Here is a 16,708-nt window from a genome sequence, read left to right as displayed (position 1 = left end):
TAGTCGCGCGCACCTTCCGGCGTGGACTTGGTGAGCATCGGCGTCTCGATGTCCACGAAGCCCAGTTCGTCGAGGTACTTGCGCACTTCCATCGCCACGCGGTAGCGCAGCATCATGTTCTTCTGCATCGCCGGGCGGCGCAGGTCGAGCACGCGGTGCGTCAGGCGGGTCGTCTCGGACAGGTTGTCGTCGTCGATCTGGAACGGCGGCGTGACGCTCGGGTTCAGCACCTCCAGGTCGTGGCACAGGAGTTCGACCTTGCCGCTGACGAGGTTGGCATTCTCGGTGCCGGCCGGGCGCGCACGCACCAGGCCGACCACCTTCAGGCAGAACTCGTTGCGCACGCCCTCAGCCACCTTGAACATCGCGGCGCGGTCCGGGTCGCAGACGATCTGGACCAGCCCTTCGCGGTCACGCAGGTCGATGAAGATCACACCGCCATGGTCACGGCGACGGTGGGCCCAGCCCATGAGGGTGACGGTCTGGCCGGTCAGTGCTTCGCTGACCTGGCCTGCATAGCAGGTACGCATGGCGGTGGTGTCTTTCTTTGGAATCAGTGGGGGGCTGCGGCGGCCATGACCGGCGGTGCGGCGTGTACCGGTGGCGCGACCACGCCCATGGAGATGATGTACTTGAGCGCCTCGTCCACGCTCATCGCCAGCGGTCGGACATCGGCCCGCGGCGCCATCAGGAAAAAGCCCGAGGTCGGGTTGGGCGTCGTCGGCACGTAGAGGCTGACGAACTCGGTGTCCGCGGGCGTGCCCATGCGCTCGGCCACTTCACCAGCGGGCTTGCCGGTGACAAAGGCGATGGTCCAGCAGTCGCGGCGCGGGTATTCGACCAGCACCGCCTCGCGGAACGCCTGCCCGCTGCTGGAAAACAGCGTGTCGGAGACCTGCTTGACCGAGGTGTAGATCGACTTGACGATGGGGATGTTCGACATCAGCCGGTGCCACTGCCGCAGCCACCATTGCCCGACGAAGTTGGCCACGAACATGCCCGTCAGCATCATCATCGTCAGCAGCGTCAGCACCCCCAGGCCGGGAATCGATGACAGCATCTCCAGCACCGTGTGGGCGCTGGCCGGCAGCACGGCGGTGGCCGCGTGCAACAGGGTCTGGAACACGCTGTTGAGCAGGCCCAGCACCCACGTCAGCACCCAGATGGTGATGGCCAGCGGGAGCCAGACGAGCAGGCCGGCGATGATGTATTTTCTCACGGGGGTGTCCGGTTCAGCTCGCAGCCGGGGCGGCTGGAGGAGCGGCAGCCGCAGGCGCAGCGGGGCAGGCGCAGCGGGGGCGTCCGCACCAGCAGGAGCGGCCGGCGCGGTCGGCCCGCCGCGGAAATCGGTCTGGTACCAGCCAGACCCCTTGAGCTGGAACCCCGCAGCCGTCACCTGCTTGGTGAAGCGTTCGGCGCCACAGGCGGGACAGGTGGTGAGCACGGCGTCGGACATCTTCTGCAGCACGTCCTTCGCGTGCCCGCAGGAGGAACAACGATAGGCGTAGATCGGCATCGCTAAACCCTTGATTCGAAACAGGAATTATAGAGTAGGCCCGAAGCGCGACAGCACCTGCACCGCCAGCACGCCCAGCACGAAGCCCATGGCCGCCCAGCCCAGCGCCTGCAGCAGCCGGTTGGTGCGGCGCTGCTCGACCAGCAGGGCTTCCATCAGCGCCTGAGAGGGACCGCCAGCACCCGACGCCACCGCCGTGCGCGCCGCCAGTGCTTCGTGCAGCAGCCGCGGCAGCTCGGGCAGGAAGTGGGCGTAGCGCGGCGCCTCCTGCTTGAGCTGGCTGACCAGCGCGCGCCAGCCGATCTGCTCGTTCATCCAGCGTTCGAGGAAGGGCTTGGCCGTGCTCCACAGATCGAGTTCCGGGTCGAGCTGGCGGCCGAGGCCCTCGACGTTCAGCAGCGTCTTCTGCAGGAGCACGAGCTGCGGCTGGATCTCGACATTGAAGCGCCGCGAAGTCTGGAACAGCCGCATCAGCACCTGCCCGAGCGAGATGTCCTTGAGCGGCCGGTCGAAGTGCGGTTCACAGACGGCGCGCACGGCCCCTTCCAGCTCGTCGGCCCGCGTGCCCGCCGGCACCCAGCCGGATTCGATGTGCAGCTCGGCCACCCGCCGGTAATCGCGGCGGAAGAAGGCGATGAAGTTCTGCGCGAGGTATTCCTTGTCGCGGGCGTCCAGCGTGCCGACGATGCCGAAGTCGAGCGCGATGTAGCGCCCGAAGGTGGCCGGCGCGGTGGACACCATGATGTTGCCGGGGTGCATGTCGGCGTGGAAGAAGCCGTCGCGGAACACCTGGGTGAAGAAGATGGTCACGCCGTCACGGGCGAGTTTCGGGATGTCAACGCCCGCCGCACGGAGCTGCTCGACCTGGCTGATCGGCGTACCGACCATGCGCTCCATCACCAGCACGTTCTGGCTGATGTGCTCCCACACCATCTCGGGCACCAGCAGCAGGTCCAGCCCGGCCATGTTGCGCCGCAGTTGCGCAGCGTTGGCGGCTTCGCGGCCGAGGTCCAGCTCGTCGTGGAGGTACTTGTCGAACTCGGCCACCACCTCGCGCGGACGCAGCCGGCGCCCGTCCGCCGACAGCCGCTCCAGCCACGCCGCGCCCTTGCGCAGCAGGCCAAGATCGGCGTCGATCACCTCCAGCACGTTCGGCCGCAGCACCTTGACCGCCACCTGCCGCCCGTCGTGCAGCACCCCGAAATGCACCTGCGCGATCGAGGCACTGGCCACCGGATCGGCGTCGAACTGCGAGAACACCGCCTCGATGGGCTGGCCAAGCGACTGCTCGATGATCTGGCGGGCCTGCGCACTCGGGAAGGGCGGCACGCGGTCCTGGAGCTTGGCAAGTTCGTCGGCGATGTCCGGGGGCAGCAGGTCGCGCCGGGTGGACAGCACCTGCCCGAACTTGATGAAGATCGGCCCGAGCCGCTCGAAGGCCAGCCGCAGCCGCTCGCCACGCGGTGCGTCGAAGCGCCGACCGACCGACAGCACCCGCGCCAGCAGCCGCAAGCCCGGTTGCGGCGCCCGCGCGAGCACCAGTTGGTCCAGCCCATGGCGCAGCAGCACCCACGCGATCAGGGCCAGCCGCGGCCAGTGTTTCATGCCGCGCCGCGCACGCGCTGCACGAAGGCGCTGACCGCCTGCGCCAGCCCGCTGCCGAGCTGGCCCAGCACCCGCGCCGGGCCGTCGCCGACCACGCGGGCGAGGTCGTCCTCGATGTCCCAGCGCAGGTTCTCGGCCAGCCAGCTCACCTCGGCGGCCAGCCCCGCGTCACCGCGGATGTCCATCGGCGGGCGCCCGGCCATGCCGCTGAACACCCAGCCCAGCAGCGCGGTGCCGTCGAGCGTGACCATCAGCGTCTGGTCGTCGCCCACACCGACCGGCACGAGCAGCATGTCCTCGTCCAGATCGAGCAGACCGGCCGGCGAGATGGACCACACCGCCCGCGGCGGCGGTGGCAGCATCGCCGGCCACTGGTGCCATTGCACGCCGATGGTGCGGCCGACCTGGCCGGACAAACGGCGCGTGGCCTCGGGTTCGGCGCTCAGGACGTGGTTGAGCAGCAGCGTGACGCGGCCGAGGGCTTCGCGGCCAAGGGGTTCAAGGAGGGCTTCAAACATCCGGCAATTGTAGGTGGCCGGTGAAATTGCTCGCTCCGGGCGGGTGCGGCGGCGCTGTTCATCGGGGGGTCAGCGGATTGGGGGGTGGGTTTGCCACAATTCACCGCATCGCAGTTGCCTGAGAAACCCCCCCATGCCCACCATCCTCCTGACCGGCGCCACCGGCTACATCGGCTCGCACACCTGGATCGCGCTCAAGCAAGCCGGCTTCGACGTGCTCGGCGTGGACAACTTCGCCAACAGCTCGCCGGTCGTGCTGGAGCGCCTGACCACGCTGCTCGGCGAGAAGCCGGTGTTCGAGGAAGCGGACGTGAACGACACCGCCCGCATCGAGGACATCATCGCCCGCCACCAGGTGTCGGCGGTCGTCCACTTCGCCGCGCACAAGGCGGTGGGCGAATCGACCCAGAAGCCGCTCGAATATTTCCGCAACAACCTCGGCGGGCTGGTCAGCGTGGCCACCGCGATGAGCAACCAAGGCGTCAAGGCGCTGGTGTTCAGCTCCTCGGCCACCGTCTACGGCCAGCCCGAGCGCCTGCCGATCACCGAGGACAGCGCGCTCTCGACCACCAACCCCTACGGCATGACCAAGCTGCTGGGCGAGCAGATGCTGCGCGAGCTGGAAGCGTGCGACCCGAGCTGGGCGATCGCCTACCTGCGCTACTTCAACCCGGTCGGTGCCCACGCCAGCGGCCTGATCGGCGAAGACCCCCGCGGCATCCCGAACAACCTGATGCCCTACGTCACGCAGGTGGCGGTCGGCAAGCGCGAGCGGCTGCAGGTCTTCGGCGGCGACTACGACACCGCGGACGGCACGGGCGTGCGCGACTACATCCACGTCGTCGATCTGGCCGCCGGGCATGTCGCGGCGCTGCGCCACCTGCTCGAAGCGAAGTCGTCGGTCACCGTCAACCTCGGCACCGGCCAGGGCTACAGCGTGCTCGACGTGGTGAAGGCGTTCGAGCGGGCCAGCGACCGGCCGGTGCCGTACCAGATCGTTGACCGCCGCCCCGGCGACATCGCGGCCTGCTACGCCGATCCGGGCGCGGCGCAGCAACTGCTGGGGTGGAAGGCCGAGCGCGGGATCGACCAGATGTGCGAGGACAGTTGGCGGTGGCAGTCGATGAATCCGCAGGGATTCACGTCGTGAACTGAACATGACCCTGTCCACGCGATGACCCCCAACCTCTCCATTGTTCTCAATCTGTCCAGGTGGGTGGCGGCGTGGCTGGTCCTGCTCAGCCATGCCCGACACCTCGTGCTGGTCGATCTCGGCGGCGTGCAGCAGGCGACGCTCCTGGACAAGGGACTGTATTTTTTCACCGGTCTTGGCCATGAATCCGTGGTGATTTTCTTTGTCATCAGTGGGTTCCTCGTTGGCGGAACGACACTCCACCGCTGGCAGCAGCATGGACCCAATCTGAGGAGCTACGCCATCGCGCGCTTCAGCAGGATCTACACCGTGCTGATTCCGGCCCTGCTCGCGGGGCTTGTGCTGGACATGGTGGGGCTGAGGTGGTTCAACGCCAGTGCGCTCTACACCGACTCGATTCGCTACCACACCATTTCGCTGGGCAGCAACACCAGCGCGGCACTCGATGCACGCACGTTCCTGGGCAATGTGCTCATGCTCCAGGGCATCTGGACAGAGAGTTTCGGCAGCAACAATCCACTGTGGAGCTTGGCCTACGAGTGGTGGTACTACTGCATCTTCGCGCTGTTTGCCGCTGCCTGGACGGGTACCGGTCGCTGGCGTGCCCTCGCGGCAGTCGCGGGTGCGGCCATTCTGGTCGGACTGCCCATGCCCTTCCTGCTCTGGGGCACCATCTGGTTGCTCGGGCTGATCACCTATGGCTGGACCATGTCCAGGCTTTGGCGCCCGCACCCCTTGCTCGGCGCCCTGCTCCTCGCCATCGCCGTCGTCTGGTCACGCACCAGCCACAACGTGAACAATCTCGACCATCCAGAATCGCTGCTGACCGGGTTCACCCGTGACCTGCTGCTGGGGATGGCCTATGCCGTGGCCCTCACGAGCGTCACGCGCATGAAATCCACCGTGGCGTTCAGCCGCTTCCATGCGCGCATGGCGGACGTCTCCTACTCCACCTATCTGTGCCACTTCCCTGCGATGCTGCTGATCGTGGCGGTGGTCTACCAGGAGCTGGGCACGCCATTTCAACTGCAGCCGGACATGCGTGGCATCGCTTACCTGGGCTGTCTGGTGGGGGTGCTGCTGGTCTACTGCACCGCCTTCGCCTGGCTAACCGAGCGCCATACGGCCGCAGTTCAGCGACGGATCAAAACTGCACTCACCCGCACACCATGAAAATCGATTTCGTCTCCGATGTCTCCTGCCCGTGGTGCGCGATCGGGTTGAACGCGCTGGAACAGGCGCTGGCCCGTGTGGCCGCCGAGGGCATCACGGCCACGCTGCACTTCCAGCCCTTCGAACTCAACCCGTCGATGGCGCCCGAGGGCCAGGCCATCGTCGAGCACCTGACCGAGAAGTACGGCATCTCCGCCGAGCAGGTCGCCGCCAACACCGAGGCGATCCGCCAGCGCGGCGCGGGTGTGGGCTTCGAATTCGGCCTGGGCAAGCGCAGCCGGATCTACAACACCTTCGACGCGCACCGGCTGCTGCACTGGGCGGGGCTGCAATCCGCCGAAACCCAGCGCCAGCTCAAGCACGCGCTGTTCAAGGCGTATTTCACCGATGGACTCAGCCCGGGCGACCACGCGGTGCTGCTCGCTGCGGCGGCCTCGGCTGGGTTGGACACCGACGCCGCTCGCGCCGTGCTCGACAGCAATGCCCACGCCGACGACGTGCGCGAGAGGGAGACCTTCTACCAGCAGGCCGGCATCCGCTCGGTCCCGGCGGTGATCATCAATGACCGGCACCTGATCTCCGGCGGGCAGCCGGTCGAGGTGTTCGAGCAGGCGTTGCGGCAGATCGCGGCAAGCTGAAGGGAATCCACCGCATGTGCGGTGGCGTGGCCCCCTCTGCCACAATTCGCCGCATGAACACCCAGGACATCCCCGCCTACATGGCCCGCGTCGGCGAGGCCGCCCGCGCCGCCGCCACGCTGATGGCCGCCGCCTCGACGAGCGCCAAGAACCGCACCCTGCTGGCGCTGGCCCGGCTGCTGCGCGACAACGTGGCCGCACTCGACGCCGCCAACGCGCTCGACCTGACCGCCGCTGCCGCGAACGGCCTGTCCGGCCCGATGCTCGACCGCCTGAAGCTCGGTGCCAAGGTCATCGCCACCGTCGCCGAAGGCTGCGAGCAACTGGCCGCGATGCCCGACCCGGTGGGCGAGATCACCGGGGTCAAGCGCCGCCCGACCGGCATCAGCGTCGGGCAGATGCGCGTGCCGCTGGGCGTGTTCGGGATGATCTACGAGAGCCGGCCGAACGTGACGATCGAGGCGGCGTCGCTGGCGATCAAGAGCGGCAACGCCTGCATCCTGCGTGGTGGCTCGGAGGCGATCCACTCGAATCTGGCGCTCTGGAAGCTGGTGCAGGCCGCCCTCGTCGAAGCCGGCCTGCCCGCCACCGCCGTGCAGCTCGTCGAGACCACCGACCGCGCCGCCGTCGGCCAGTTGATCGCGATGCCGGCGTTCGTGGACGTGATCATCCCGCGCGGCGGCAAGGGGCTGATCGAGCGCATCTCGGCCGAAGCCAAGGTGCCGGTCATCAAGCACCTCGACGGCAACTGCCACACCTACATCGACGCCGAGGTGGACATCGCGCAGGCCCTCGTCGTCACCGACAACGCCAAGACGCAGAAGTACAGCCCCTGCAACGCGACCGAATCGCTGCTGGTGCATGTGGCGCAGGCGACGGCGTTCCTGCCGCAGATCGGCGCGATCTTCAGTGCGAAGGGCGTCGAAATGCGCGGCTGCCCGCGGGCCAAGGCGATCCTGTCGGACGTGGCCGGCGCGACCGTGGTGGACGCGACCGAAGCCGACTGGTCCGAGGAATACCTGGCACCCGTCATCAGCGTGAAGGTGGTCGATTCGCTGGGCGAGGCCATCGCACACATCAACCGCTACAGCTCGCACCACACCGAGGCCATCCTGACGACCAACCACCCGAACGCGATGCGCTTCCTGCGCGAGGTGGACTCGGCCAGCGTGATGGTCAACGCGAGCACGCGCTTCGCCGACGGGTTCGAATACGGCCTCGGCGCAGAAATCGGCATCTCCACCGACAAGTTCCACGCCCGCGGCCCGGTCGGGCTGGAGGGGCTGACCTCGATGAAGTGGGTCGTGCTCGGCCAAGGGGAAATCCGCCAATGACCGCCGCCGCCCGCGACCCGCGCACCGCCCTCGTGCTGTTCTCGGGCGGACAGGATTCGACCACCTGCCTCGCCTGGGCGCTGGACCGTTTCAGCCGCGTCGAGACGATCGGCTTCGACTACGGCCAGCGCCACCGCATCGAGCTGGACTGCCGGCTGACCGTGCTCGACGAGCTGCGCCGGCAGTTCCCGCAGTGGGCGGATCGGCTGGGCGATGACCATGTGCTCGACCTCGGCCTGATCGGGCAGCTCTCCGACACCGCGCTCACCGCCGAGCGTGAAATCGAGTTCCAGACGAACGGCCTGCCCAACACCTTCGTGCCCGGGCGCAACCTGCTGTTCCTCGGCTTCGCGGCGACGCTGGCGTACCGTCGGGGGGCGTCGGTGCTGGTCGGCGGGATGTGCGAGACCGACTATTCGGGCTACCCGGACTGCCGCGACAACACGCTCAAGGCCCTGCAGGTGGCGCTCTCGCTCGGGCTGGCCACGCCGATGACGGTGGACACGCCGCTGATGTTCCTGACCAAGGCGCAGACCTGGGAACTCGCCGAGCAACTGGGCGGGCCGGTGCTGACCGCGCTGGTCATCGAACACACCCACACCTGCTACCTCGGCGAGCGCGGCACGCGCCACCCCTGGGGCCACGGCTGCGGCCACTGCCCCGCGTGCGAACTGCGCCAAGCGGGACACACCGCCTGGCTGGCCGACACACGCTGACCCCCGCAGGAGACCGACGATGCCTGTTGCCACCCTGGTGCTGCTGGCCGTGCTGGCCTTCTGGATGCTGGGCGCCCACAAGCGCCTGAAGCGGCTGCGCAGCAAGACCCACCACAGCTACAGCCCGCTGGCCAGCCACCTGCGCCAGCGCCACGCCGTCGCCCTCGCACTGGCGCAGGCGGCCCGGCCGCTGCTGTCCGGCGAGGAGCAACCCGTCGCTGCCCAGTTGATCGACGCCGCCCGGCAAGCCGGCCGCGCCACGGACGCGGCGCAGGCCCGCGGGATGCGCGGCAATGCGCTGCAGGTGGTGGGTTCGGCCGAAGAGTCGCTGGGCACCTTGCTCGACACGCTGGTGGGCGCGTTGCAAGACCTGACCTCCGGACTCGGCCCCGAGCCGGCCATCACGGAGCTGCTGCGCCAGCGCGACGCGCTGCAGGAGCAGATCCACATCAGCCGGCTCGTCTACAACCGCGAAGCCGAACGCTACAACCACGCGCTGCACGTCTTCCCGACCACGCTGGTGGCACTGGCCTGGCGGTTCAAGGACGCACCGCTGCTGTCCGGTGACGCCCCGCTGCGCCTGAAAACCCAGCCCAGCCGGCCGATGCCCCTGTGACGCGGACACCGCCGCAGTGGTGCGGCTGAAGACGGGCTTGCGGAAACACTTTTCGGCTGGACAACGCCGCCTCCCTGCGGGCAGGATGCCAAGGTTGACCGAATTTGCAACTTTTGCACCATGGCCACCCCCCTCCTGCTGCACGCACCACCCCGGCTCGGTCCCGAGTCGCGCGCCGCGTGGAGCCGGCTGGAGCACCTCGGCGGCGAGGGTGAGCGGCGGGCCGCCCTGCTCGCCTTGCTGCTGACGCCCGGCAGCGACCGCGAGCGGCGCGCCTGGGAGGAAGCCACCAGTGGCACGGAAACCCGCCACCTGCTGCGCGCCTGCACACAACACCTGCCCGACGGCGCACGGCTGCCCGCGCTGGACCGGCTGCTCCGCCAGTGCGCGGCGCAACCCCTGGCCCAGCGCCAAGCCTTGCTGCAGAGCCTGCGCCGCATGATGTGTGCCGACGGCCAGATCCGCCCGCTCGATCGGCTGGCGTGGCTCACCGTGCGCCACCGGCTGTCCGGACCCGCCCGGCCCCACCGCGGCGGCCTGCGCGAACACAACGCACTGGAGCACCTGCCGCTGGCGCTGCGCCAGGCGATCGCGCAGTTCACCGCCTACCTCGCCCGCCTCGTGCCGGACGATCCGCCGGAGGTCGCGGGTGTTCTCGTCTGCGCCGCGGGCGCGCACTGGCACGACACCGTGGTGCGGGGTGTCTGGGGCACCGCCACCCCGTCCCCCACCTGCCATGTGCCCGACGTGGACAGCCTCGGTCGGGCGCTGCAGACCCTGCAGACCCTGGGCTGGATGCACCGCCCGGTGCTGGCCCGGCTGTGGACCGACGCGGCCGCCACCCGCCCTGGCTTGCTGCTGCACGCAGGCGACACGCTGCCCGTGGCGGCCGAGGCGCTGTGGCTCGCCTGCGCGCTGCTGGACACGCCCTTGCCGCCAACGCTGGCGTGCCACTTCCTGGAAGAGATTGCCCCTGCCGGGCGGACGGGTCAGGAACGGGAGGGCGGCGGCACGTAGACTGCCGCCCGTGAACGCATCCTCCCCTACCTCCACCACGCACGGCCACAGCCTGCCGCTGTCCCGCCTGCTGGCCCACACCGCCGATGCCGTCGCTGCGGTGCGGGCCGGCCGCTCGCTGACCGAGGCGCTGGCCGCCTGTCCCGCCGCCGCCCGCCCTGGCACGCAAGCCCTGAGCTTCCACGCCATGCGCTGGATGGGCGGCGCCGAGGCCGCCTGCGAGCGTCTGGCCCCGCGCACCCCGCCACCACGGGTCCACGCGCTGCTGATCACCGCGCTCGCGCTGCTCTGGCCGGACGCTGCCGCACCCTACCCCGACCACACGCTGGTCGATCAGGCGGTCGCCTGCGCACACCAGATCGCCCCGAAGAGCGCGAGCTTCGTCAACGCGGTGCTGCGCCGCTTCCTGCGCGAACGTGCCACCCTGGTCGCCGACCTGCAAGCGCAACTGCCCGTCGCCCGCCACCAGCACCCACGCTGGTGGATCGACCAGTTGCAGCGCGACTGGCCCCGCCAGTGGGCCGAACTGCTCGCGGCGGCCAACCAGGCGGCGCCGATGGTGCTGCGGGTCCACGCCGGCCACGGTGACGCGGCCCGCTACGTGGCCGAGCTGGCCACGGCCGGGCTGGGTGCCAAGGCGATCGGCCCGCACGCGGTGGTGCTGGACCAGCCGGTGCCCGTGCAGCAACTGCCGGGCTTCGACGAAGGCCGCGTCTCGGTGCAGGATCTCTCGGCGCAGCACGCTGCCCCACTGCTGCTGGGCACCGGAGCGGATGCGCTGCCGGTCGGCGCCCGCGTGCTGGACGCCTGTGCCGCACCTGGCGGCAAGACAGCCCATCTGCTGGAGCTGCGACCGGATCTGGTGCTCCTCGCCCTCGACAGTGACGCCGTGCGGCTGCAGCGGGTCGAACAGACACTGGCGCGGCTGCACCTCCACGGCGCCCGCACCGCCGCTGCCGACGCCCGCGACACCGCGGCGTGGTGGGATGGTCAGCCCTTCGATGCCATCCTGCTCGACGCACCCTGCAGCGCCTCGGGCATCGTGCGCCGGCACCCGGACGTGCGCTGGCTGCGCCGCGCCAGCGACATCGGCGACCTCGCCCGCACGCAGCGGGCGCTGCTGGACGCGCTCTGGCCGCTCGTGCGGCCGGGCGGACGGCTGGTGTACGCCACCTGCTCGGTCTTCCGGGCCGAAGGGGCGGGGCAGATTTCGGCGTTTTTGCAACGCCACGCCGACGCCCGTGCCGGGCAGGCACCGGGCCACCTGCTGCCGCTGACCGACAATTCGACGCCGGCAGGCGATGGATTTTTCTACGCCCGGCTGGACAAACTCTCCTGACCTGACCCCTGCCCACCTGCATGCCCACGCCTGCCCATTGCCCCGCCCGTCTGACGCGCCTGCGCGCAGCCATGGCCGCGTGCATGGTGCTGGTCCTGCTGCTGACCATGGCGCCGGCCCGCGCACTGGACCTGCTGCGCCTGGACGCCCAGCGCAGCGAGCAGGGCGTGCTGCTGAACTTCGAGACCCGCTTCGACCTGCCCGCGGGGGTCGAGGATGCATTGCAGCGCGGGGTGGCGCTGCACTTCCTGGCCGAAGCGGTGCTGATGCGCTCGCGGTGGTACTGGCGCGACAAGGAACTCGCCCACGCCACGCGCACCTGGCGCATCGCCTACCAGCCGCTGACCTTCAGCTACAAGGTCAGCCAGGGCGGGCTGTCGCAGACCTACCGCTCGCTGGGCGAGGCGCTGCGGGCGCTGCAGAGGTTCAGCCAGTGGCGCATTGCCGACCCGGTGCCGGCGGAGGATGACCGCCACTACATCGAATTCACCTACCGGCTGGACACCGAGCAGTTGCCACGTCCGCTGCAGATCGGCATCGGCAGCCAGCCCGAGTGGACACTGCGGGCGGCACGCACCATCGCCCTGCCCGACTGACCCCGCCCCCACCGATCGCCCGCCATGAGCCGCCGTTCCCTGCGCTGGACCCTGCTGATCGCCCTGCTGGCGATGGGTGGTACCGTGCTGGTGCTGGCCTTTCTGCTGTCGGTCGCCACCAACAACCGCGTGCTCTACGAACGGCATTACGAGTGGCTGCTGTGGGTCAACATCGGTGTGGCGACCGCACTCGGGCTGGTGATCCTCGTCGCGCTGACCCGTCTGGCGCGGCGGATGCGCCACGGCAAATTCGGCAGCAAGCTGCTGTTCAAGCTGGCAGCGATCTTCGCGTTCGTCGGCGTGGTGCCGGGGGCCCTGATCTACGGCGTGTCCTACCAGTTCGTCTCGCGCTCGATCGAGAGCTGGTTCGACATCGAGGTCGAGGGCGCACTCGAATCCGGTCTCAACCTCGGCCGCACCACGTTGCAACTGCTGGTCAACGATGTCGCCACCAAGACCCGGCTGGCAGCAGAAAGCGCGACCGAGAACTCTGATCGCCTCAAGCTGCTGACGCTGGAGCGTCTGCGCGAACAGCTTTCGGCGCAGAGTGTCGCGCTGCTGTCGCCGACGGGGCAGGTGACGCTGTCGGCGGGGGGAGCGGTCGGCGCATCGATGCTGCCGGATCGGCCCACCAGCGCGATGATGCGACAGGCCCGCAATCTGCGCGTGTACGCCCAGCTCGAAGGGCTCGACGCCGACACGCCGCCCGACCCCAGGGACAAGACCGCCAGCCAGGCACGGGTGCGCGCCATCGCGTGGATGCCTTCGACCAGCTTCAGCCTCGGTGGCGAGGATCGCTACCTGCAAGTCACCCAACTGGTGCCCCCTGAGCTGGCCGCCAACGCGCTGCGCGTGCAGACCGCCTACAGCGAGTACCAGCAGCGCGCCCTCGGCCGCGGCGGGCTGCGCAAGATGTACATCGGCACGTTGACGCTGACGCTCATCCTCGGCGTCTTCAGCGCGCTGCTCATGGCCGCAGGACTCGGACACCAGCTCGGCCGCCCGCTGGTGATGCTGGCCGAGGGGGTGCGCCAGGTGGCCAGCGGTGACCTGAGTCCGACCGAGGTCTTCGCCTCGCGCGATGAGCTGGGCGGACTGACACGCTCCTTCGCGGTGATGACCCAGCAGCTCGCCGACGCGCGCGGGCTGGTGCAGCGCAGTCTGGCCGAGGTGGAAAGTGCCAAGACCCACCTGCAGACCATCCTCGACAACCTCACCTCCGGCGTCATCGTCTTCGATGCCGATGGCACCATCAACACCGTCAACCCTGGCGCCGCCCGCATCCTGTGCGTCGCACCGAGCGCGTGGGCGGGACAGACACTCGACCAGTTGCCCGGACTCGACGCCTTCGCCCGCACCGTCACCCAGCACTTCGCCACCCACGCCGCCGATCTCGACCCCGGCGAGCACGGTGACGCCGGCCGCGGCCACTGGCAGGAAGCCCTCGCGCTGGGCCACGCCGAGTCGGGTCAGACGCTGCTCGTGCGGGGTGCGCTGCTGCCCGAAGGCGCGCGCCTGATCGTCTTCGACGACATCACCGACGTGGTGTCCGCCCAGCGCAGCGTGGCCTGGGCCGAGGTCGCGCGCCGGCTGGCCCACGAGATCAAGAACCCGCTCACCCCGATCCAGCTCTCGGCCGAACGCCTGCAGCACAAGCTCGAAGCGAAACTGACAGGCACCGACCAGCAGATGCTGGTGCGCTCGGTCGGCACCATCGTGGCGCAGGTGCAGTCGATGAAAACGCTGGTCAACGAGTTCCGCGACTACGCCCGTCTGCCCGCCGCGCAGTTGCTGCCGCTCGACCTGAATGCGCTGGTTTCGGAGGTGCTCGGGCTGTATGCGGTGCAGCAGGAGAATGGCCGGCTTCACGCGCAGTTGGCACCTGATCTACCCGCGTTGGCCGGTGATGCGAGCCAATTGCGGCAAGTCATCCACAATCTGGTTCAGAATGCGCTCGATGCGGTCAACGACATGGCAGACGGACAAGTCACCATCTCGACCGAGGCTGCACGGGCCGAAGACGGTGTCGCCCGTGCCATCCGCCTCAAGGTGGTGGACAATGGACCCGGTTTCTCCGAAAAAATCCTCAAACGCGCGTTCGAACCTTACGTCACCACCAAAGCCCGCGGCACAGGTCTCGGCCTGGCGGTGGTCAAGAAGATCGTCGAGGAACACGGCGCCAAGATCCGGTTGAACAACTTGTCCGACGAAACACAGGAAACTGCCCACGGCCCGACGCGAACCGGGGCGCAGGTCTCCATTTCCTTTTCGCGGTGGGCTCGCCCACCCTCTGCCGACGTGAGCGCGTCCTGATCACCCATGGCCAATATTCTTGTCGTCGATGATGAAATGGGCATCCGTGCCCTGTTGCAGGAAATCCTGACCGACGAAGGGCACAGCGTCGAGCTGGCCGAAAACGCCGCTCAGGCCCGCGCGTTGCGCGAACGCCAGCGGCCCGATCTGGTGTTGCTGGACATCTGGATGCCCGACGTGGATGGCATCACCCTGCTCAAGGAATGGGGTGCCGGTGCGCAGCTCAACATGCCGGTGATCATGATGTCGGGCCACGGCACCATCGACACCGCCGTGGAAGCCACCAAGTACGGCGCGATGGCGTTTCTCGAAAAACCGATCACGCTGCAGAAGCTGCTGCGGGCTGTCGAGCAGGGCCTGTCCAAGCCGGCACCCCGGAGTGCGGCACCACCCGGTCACACGGGCACGGGAGCGGGCGACGCGGCGCACGCCGGACTGGCGCGCATCGAGCGCACCGACTACCTCCCTGCAGCCGAAGCAGCCCACTACGCAGGGCCAGGCCACGTCTACAACCCAGGCTCCGGCGCCAGCAGCAACGCGCTCACCACCCTCACCATCACGATGGCCAGCGGCCCGCAGGCCGAGCAGATCTTCCTGCTCGACCGCCCGCTGCGCGAAGCCCGTGATGCGTTCGAGAAAGCGTATTTCGAGTTCCACCTGGCCCGCGAGAACGGCAGCATGACCCGTGTGGCGGAGCGCACCGGCCTGGAGCGCACCCATCTCTACCGCAAGCTCAAGCAGCTCGGGGTAGACCTCACCCGCAGCAAGCGCGGTGCGGGTTGAGCGGACGCGTGGAGTGAAAAAATTCAGGCAAATTTCTTGCGGATTTAAAAATTCACATGGCATAATAGCGTTCTCTTGACGGCCAAGTAGCTCAGTTGGTAGAGCAGCGGATTGAAAATCCGCGTGTCGGTGGTTCGATTCCGCCCTTGGCCACCAGAATTCTGTAATGAAATCAACGGGTTAGACGCTTCAAGCTCTAACCCGTTTTTCATTCACGGGCGCCTTGCAGGCACGGTGTAGCCACCAAACGGTCGGCACTCACCGGCACGCCTGCCACCCAGACCCTCCGCAAGTTCCGCTCATCCCCCAGCGTCATCCACGCAAACACCCGCTCGTGCAACTGCCGCGCCCGCCCGTCGCGGTGCTGCGCGACCGGCCCGTGCGCCCAGGCCCACAGCGCCAGATCGGCAACGCGGCCCGCTTCGAGCGAGCCGATCTCGTGGTCCAGTCCGAGCGCCTGCGCAGCCCCGAGCGTCGCGCCGTGCAGCGCCTTCCACGCCGTCAGCTTCACGCCGCGCAACGCCTGCACCTTGTACGCATCCGCCAGCGTGCGCAGCATCGACAGGCTGGTGCCGCCGCCCACGTCGCTCGCCAGCGTGACCCGCGCCCCGGCCGCTTCCAGCTCGGGCCAGGCGCACAGGCCGCTGCCGAGGAAGAGGTTCGAACTCGGGCTGTGCGCGATCTGGGCGCCGGTGTCGGCGAGCAACTGGCGGTCGGCGTCGTCGAGCCAGATGCCGTGGGCGAGCACGGCGCGTGCGTTCAGCAGGCCGGCGCGGTGGTAGACATCCAGGTAGCTGCGCGCCTCGGGGAACAGCTCGGCGACCCAGGCGACCTCGGCGCGGTTCTCGGCAACGTGGGTCTGCATGTAGAGGCCGGGCACCTCGGCCATCAGCCGGCCCGCCATCGCGAGCTGCTCCGGCGTGCTGGTCGGGGCGAAACGCACGGTCATCGCGTAGGCGAGCCGCCCCGTGCCATGCCACTGGCGGATCAGGTCGCGGCTGTCGCGTTCGGCGCCCGGCACGTCGTCGCGCAGGCCGTCCGGTGCGTGGCGGTCCATCAGCACCTTGCCGGCGATCAGGCGCATCCCGCGGCGGTGGGCGCCGGACAGCAGCGCGTCGGCGGACACGCGGTGGACGGTGGGGAACACGACGGCGGTGGTCGTGCCGTGGGCCAGCAGCGCGTCGAGGAAGGTCTCGGCGCCCGCCTGCGCCACGGCCGGGTCGGCGTGGCGGAGTTCGGCCGGGAAGGTGTAGGTGTTGAGCCAATCGAGCAGCTCGGTGCCGAAACTGGCGATCACGTCGAGCTGCGGGCTGTGGACGTGGGTGTCGATGAAGCCGGGCATCAGCAGTTGGCCGCGGTGGTCCTCGGCGAGCCAGTCGGGGCCGGGGGTG

Annotated in this window: 16 protein-coding genes, 1 tRNA gene and 1 pseudogene; 12 read left to right on the top strand and 6 right to left on the bottom strand. The window is 68.9% G+C overall.

Annotated features, from left to right (window positions below; translation table 11 throughout):
- From QZW52_RS14200 to QZW52_RS14180, 5 genes and pseudogenes are all read right to left on the bottom strand, one after another.
- Positions 1 to 530, bottom strand: a 530-nt coding sequence (locus QZW52_RS14200; protein ID WP_294000002.1) for an amino acid--tRNA ligase-related protein, incomplete at its 3' end; no start/stop codon positions are given.
- Positions 531 to 553: 23 nt separating this feature from the next.
- Positions 554 to 1,219: a DUF502 domain-containing protein gene (locus QZW52_RS14195; RefSeq protein WP_294000004.1), complete on the bottom strand. Its 666-nt coding sequence runs from the start codon at positions 1,217 to 1,219 to the stop codon at positions 554 to 556.
- A 153-nt stretch (positions 1,220 to 1,372) separates the two neighbouring features.
- Positions 1,373 to 1,516: pseudogene (locus QZW52_RS14190) on the bottom strand (FmdB family zinc ribbon protein); the annotation flags it as partial.
- 27 nt (positions 1,517 to 1,543) lie between these two features.
- Positions 1,544 to 3,121 (bottom strand): ubiquinone biosynthesis regulatory protein kinase UbiB, encoded by a 1,578-nt coding sequence (ubiB, locus tag QZW52_RS14185; protein WP_294000000.1) that lies wholly within the window; start codon positions 3,119 to 3,121, stop codon positions 1,544 to 1,546.
- Positions 3,118 to 3,639: a hypothetical protein gene (locus QZW52_RS14180; protein ID WP_293999998.1), complete on the bottom strand. Its 522-nt coding sequence runs from the start codon at positions 3,637 to 3,639 to the stop codon at positions 3,118 to 3,120. Before QZW52_RS14180 ends, ubiB begins: the two co-directional genes overlap by 4 nt.
- Positions 3,640 to 3,772: 133 nt before the next feature.
- Here QZW52_RS14180 and galE point away from each other — a divergent pair, with 133 nt between their 5' ends.
- The 12 genes from galE (at position 3,773) to QZW52_RS14120 (ending at position 15,473) form a co-directional block, all read left to right on the top strand.
- The gene (gene galE, locus QZW52_RS14175; RefSeq protein WP_293999997.1) at positions 3,773 to 4,789 is read left to right on the top strand and encodes a UDP-glucose 4-epimerase GalE; all 1,017 of its coding nucleotides are present in this window, start codon (positions 3,773 to 3,775) and stop codon (positions 4,787 to 4,789) included.
- 24 nt (positions 4,790 to 4,813) lie between these two features.
- Positions 4,814 to 5,965, top strand: a complete 1,152-nt coding sequence (locus QZW52_RS14170; RefSeq protein ID WP_293999996.1) for an acyltransferase family protein — start codon at positions 4,814 to 4,816, stop codon at positions 5,963 to 5,965.
- Positions 5,962 to 6,603 carry a DsbA family oxidoreductase gene (locus QZW52_RS14165; protein WP_293999994.1) on the top strand — a complete coding sequence of 214 codons (642 nt, stop codon included), beginning with the start codon at positions 5,962 to 5,964 and terminating at the stop codon, positions 6,601 to 6,603. The genes QZW52_RS14170 and QZW52_RS14165 overlap by 4 nt, the downstream gene beginning before the upstream one ends.
- Before the next feature lie 53 nt (positions 6,604 to 6,656).
- Positions 6,657 to 7,937, top strand: coding sequence for a glutamate-5-semialdehyde dehydrogenase (locus QZW52_RS14160; RefSeq protein ID WP_293999993.1), 1,281 nt, complete (start codon positions 6,657 to 6,659; stop codon positions 7,935 to 7,937).
- Positions 7,934 to 8,653 (top strand): 7-cyano-7-deazaguanine synthase QueC, encoded by a 720-nt coding sequence (gene queC / locus QZW52_RS14155; RefSeq protein ID WP_293999991.1) that lies wholly within the window; start codon positions 7,934 to 7,936, stop codon positions 8,651 to 8,653. Before QZW52_RS14160 ends, queC begins: the two co-directional genes overlap by 4 nt.
- Positions 8,654 to 8,672: 19 nt before the next feature.
- Entirely contained in the window at positions 8,673 to 9,269 is a 597-nt protein-coding gene (locus QZW52_RS14150) for a LemA family protein (RefSeq protein ID WP_293999989.1), read from the top strand.
- 120 nt (positions 9,270 to 9,389) lie between these two features.
- Positions 9,390 to 10,286, top strand: coding sequence for a hypothetical protein (locus QZW52_RS14145; protein WP_293999988.1), 897 nt, complete (start codon positions 9,390 to 9,392; stop codon positions 10,284 to 10,286).
- Between the two features lie 10 nt (positions 10,287 to 10,296).
- Entirely contained in the window at positions 10,297 to 11,625 is a 1,329-nt protein-coding gene (rsmB, locus tag QZW52_RS14140; RefSeq protein ID WP_293999986.1) for a 16S rRNA (cytosine(967)-C(5))-methyltransferase RsmB, read from the top strand.
- A 20-nt stretch (positions 11,626 to 11,645) separates the two neighbouring features.
- Positions 11,646 to 12,221 (top strand): DUF4390 domain-containing protein, encoded by a 576-nt coding sequence (locus tag QZW52_RS14135; protein WP_293999985.1) that lies wholly within the window; start codon positions 11,646 to 11,648, stop codon positions 12,219 to 12,221.
- Between the two features lie 24 nt (positions 12,222 to 12,245).
- Entirely contained in the window at positions 12,246 to 14,534 is a 2,289-nt protein-coding gene (locus QZW52_RS14130) for a sensor histidine kinase (protein ID WP_293999983.1), read from the top strand.
- A gap of 6 nt (positions 14,535 to 14,540) precedes the next feature.
- Positions 14,541 to 15,317, top strand: coding sequence for a response regulator (locus tag QZW52_RS14125; RefSeq protein WP_293999981.1), 777 nt, complete (start codon positions 14,541 to 14,543; stop codon positions 15,315 to 15,317).
- An 80-nt stretch (positions 15,318 to 15,397) separates the two neighbouring features.
- A tRNA-Phe gene (locus QZW52_RS14120) sits at positions 15,398 to 15,473 on the top strand.
- Positions 15,474 to 15,525: 52 nt separating this feature from the next.
- Here the strand turns inward: QZW52_RS14120 and guaD are convergent.
- Positions 15,526 to 16,708: guanine deaminase (gene guaD, locus QZW52_RS14115; protein WP_293999980.1), on the bottom strand; the 1,183-nt coding region annotated here is incomplete at its 5' end.

It is taken from the genome of Sphaerotilus sp., from assembly GCF_013299175.1.
Classification (GTDB): Bacteria; Pseudomonadota; Gammaproteobacteria; order Burkholderiales; family Burkholderiaceae_C; genus Sphaerotilus.
Note: the sequence above shows the minus strand (reverse complement) of the source record. Positions and strands in the feature narration are given on the sequence as shown.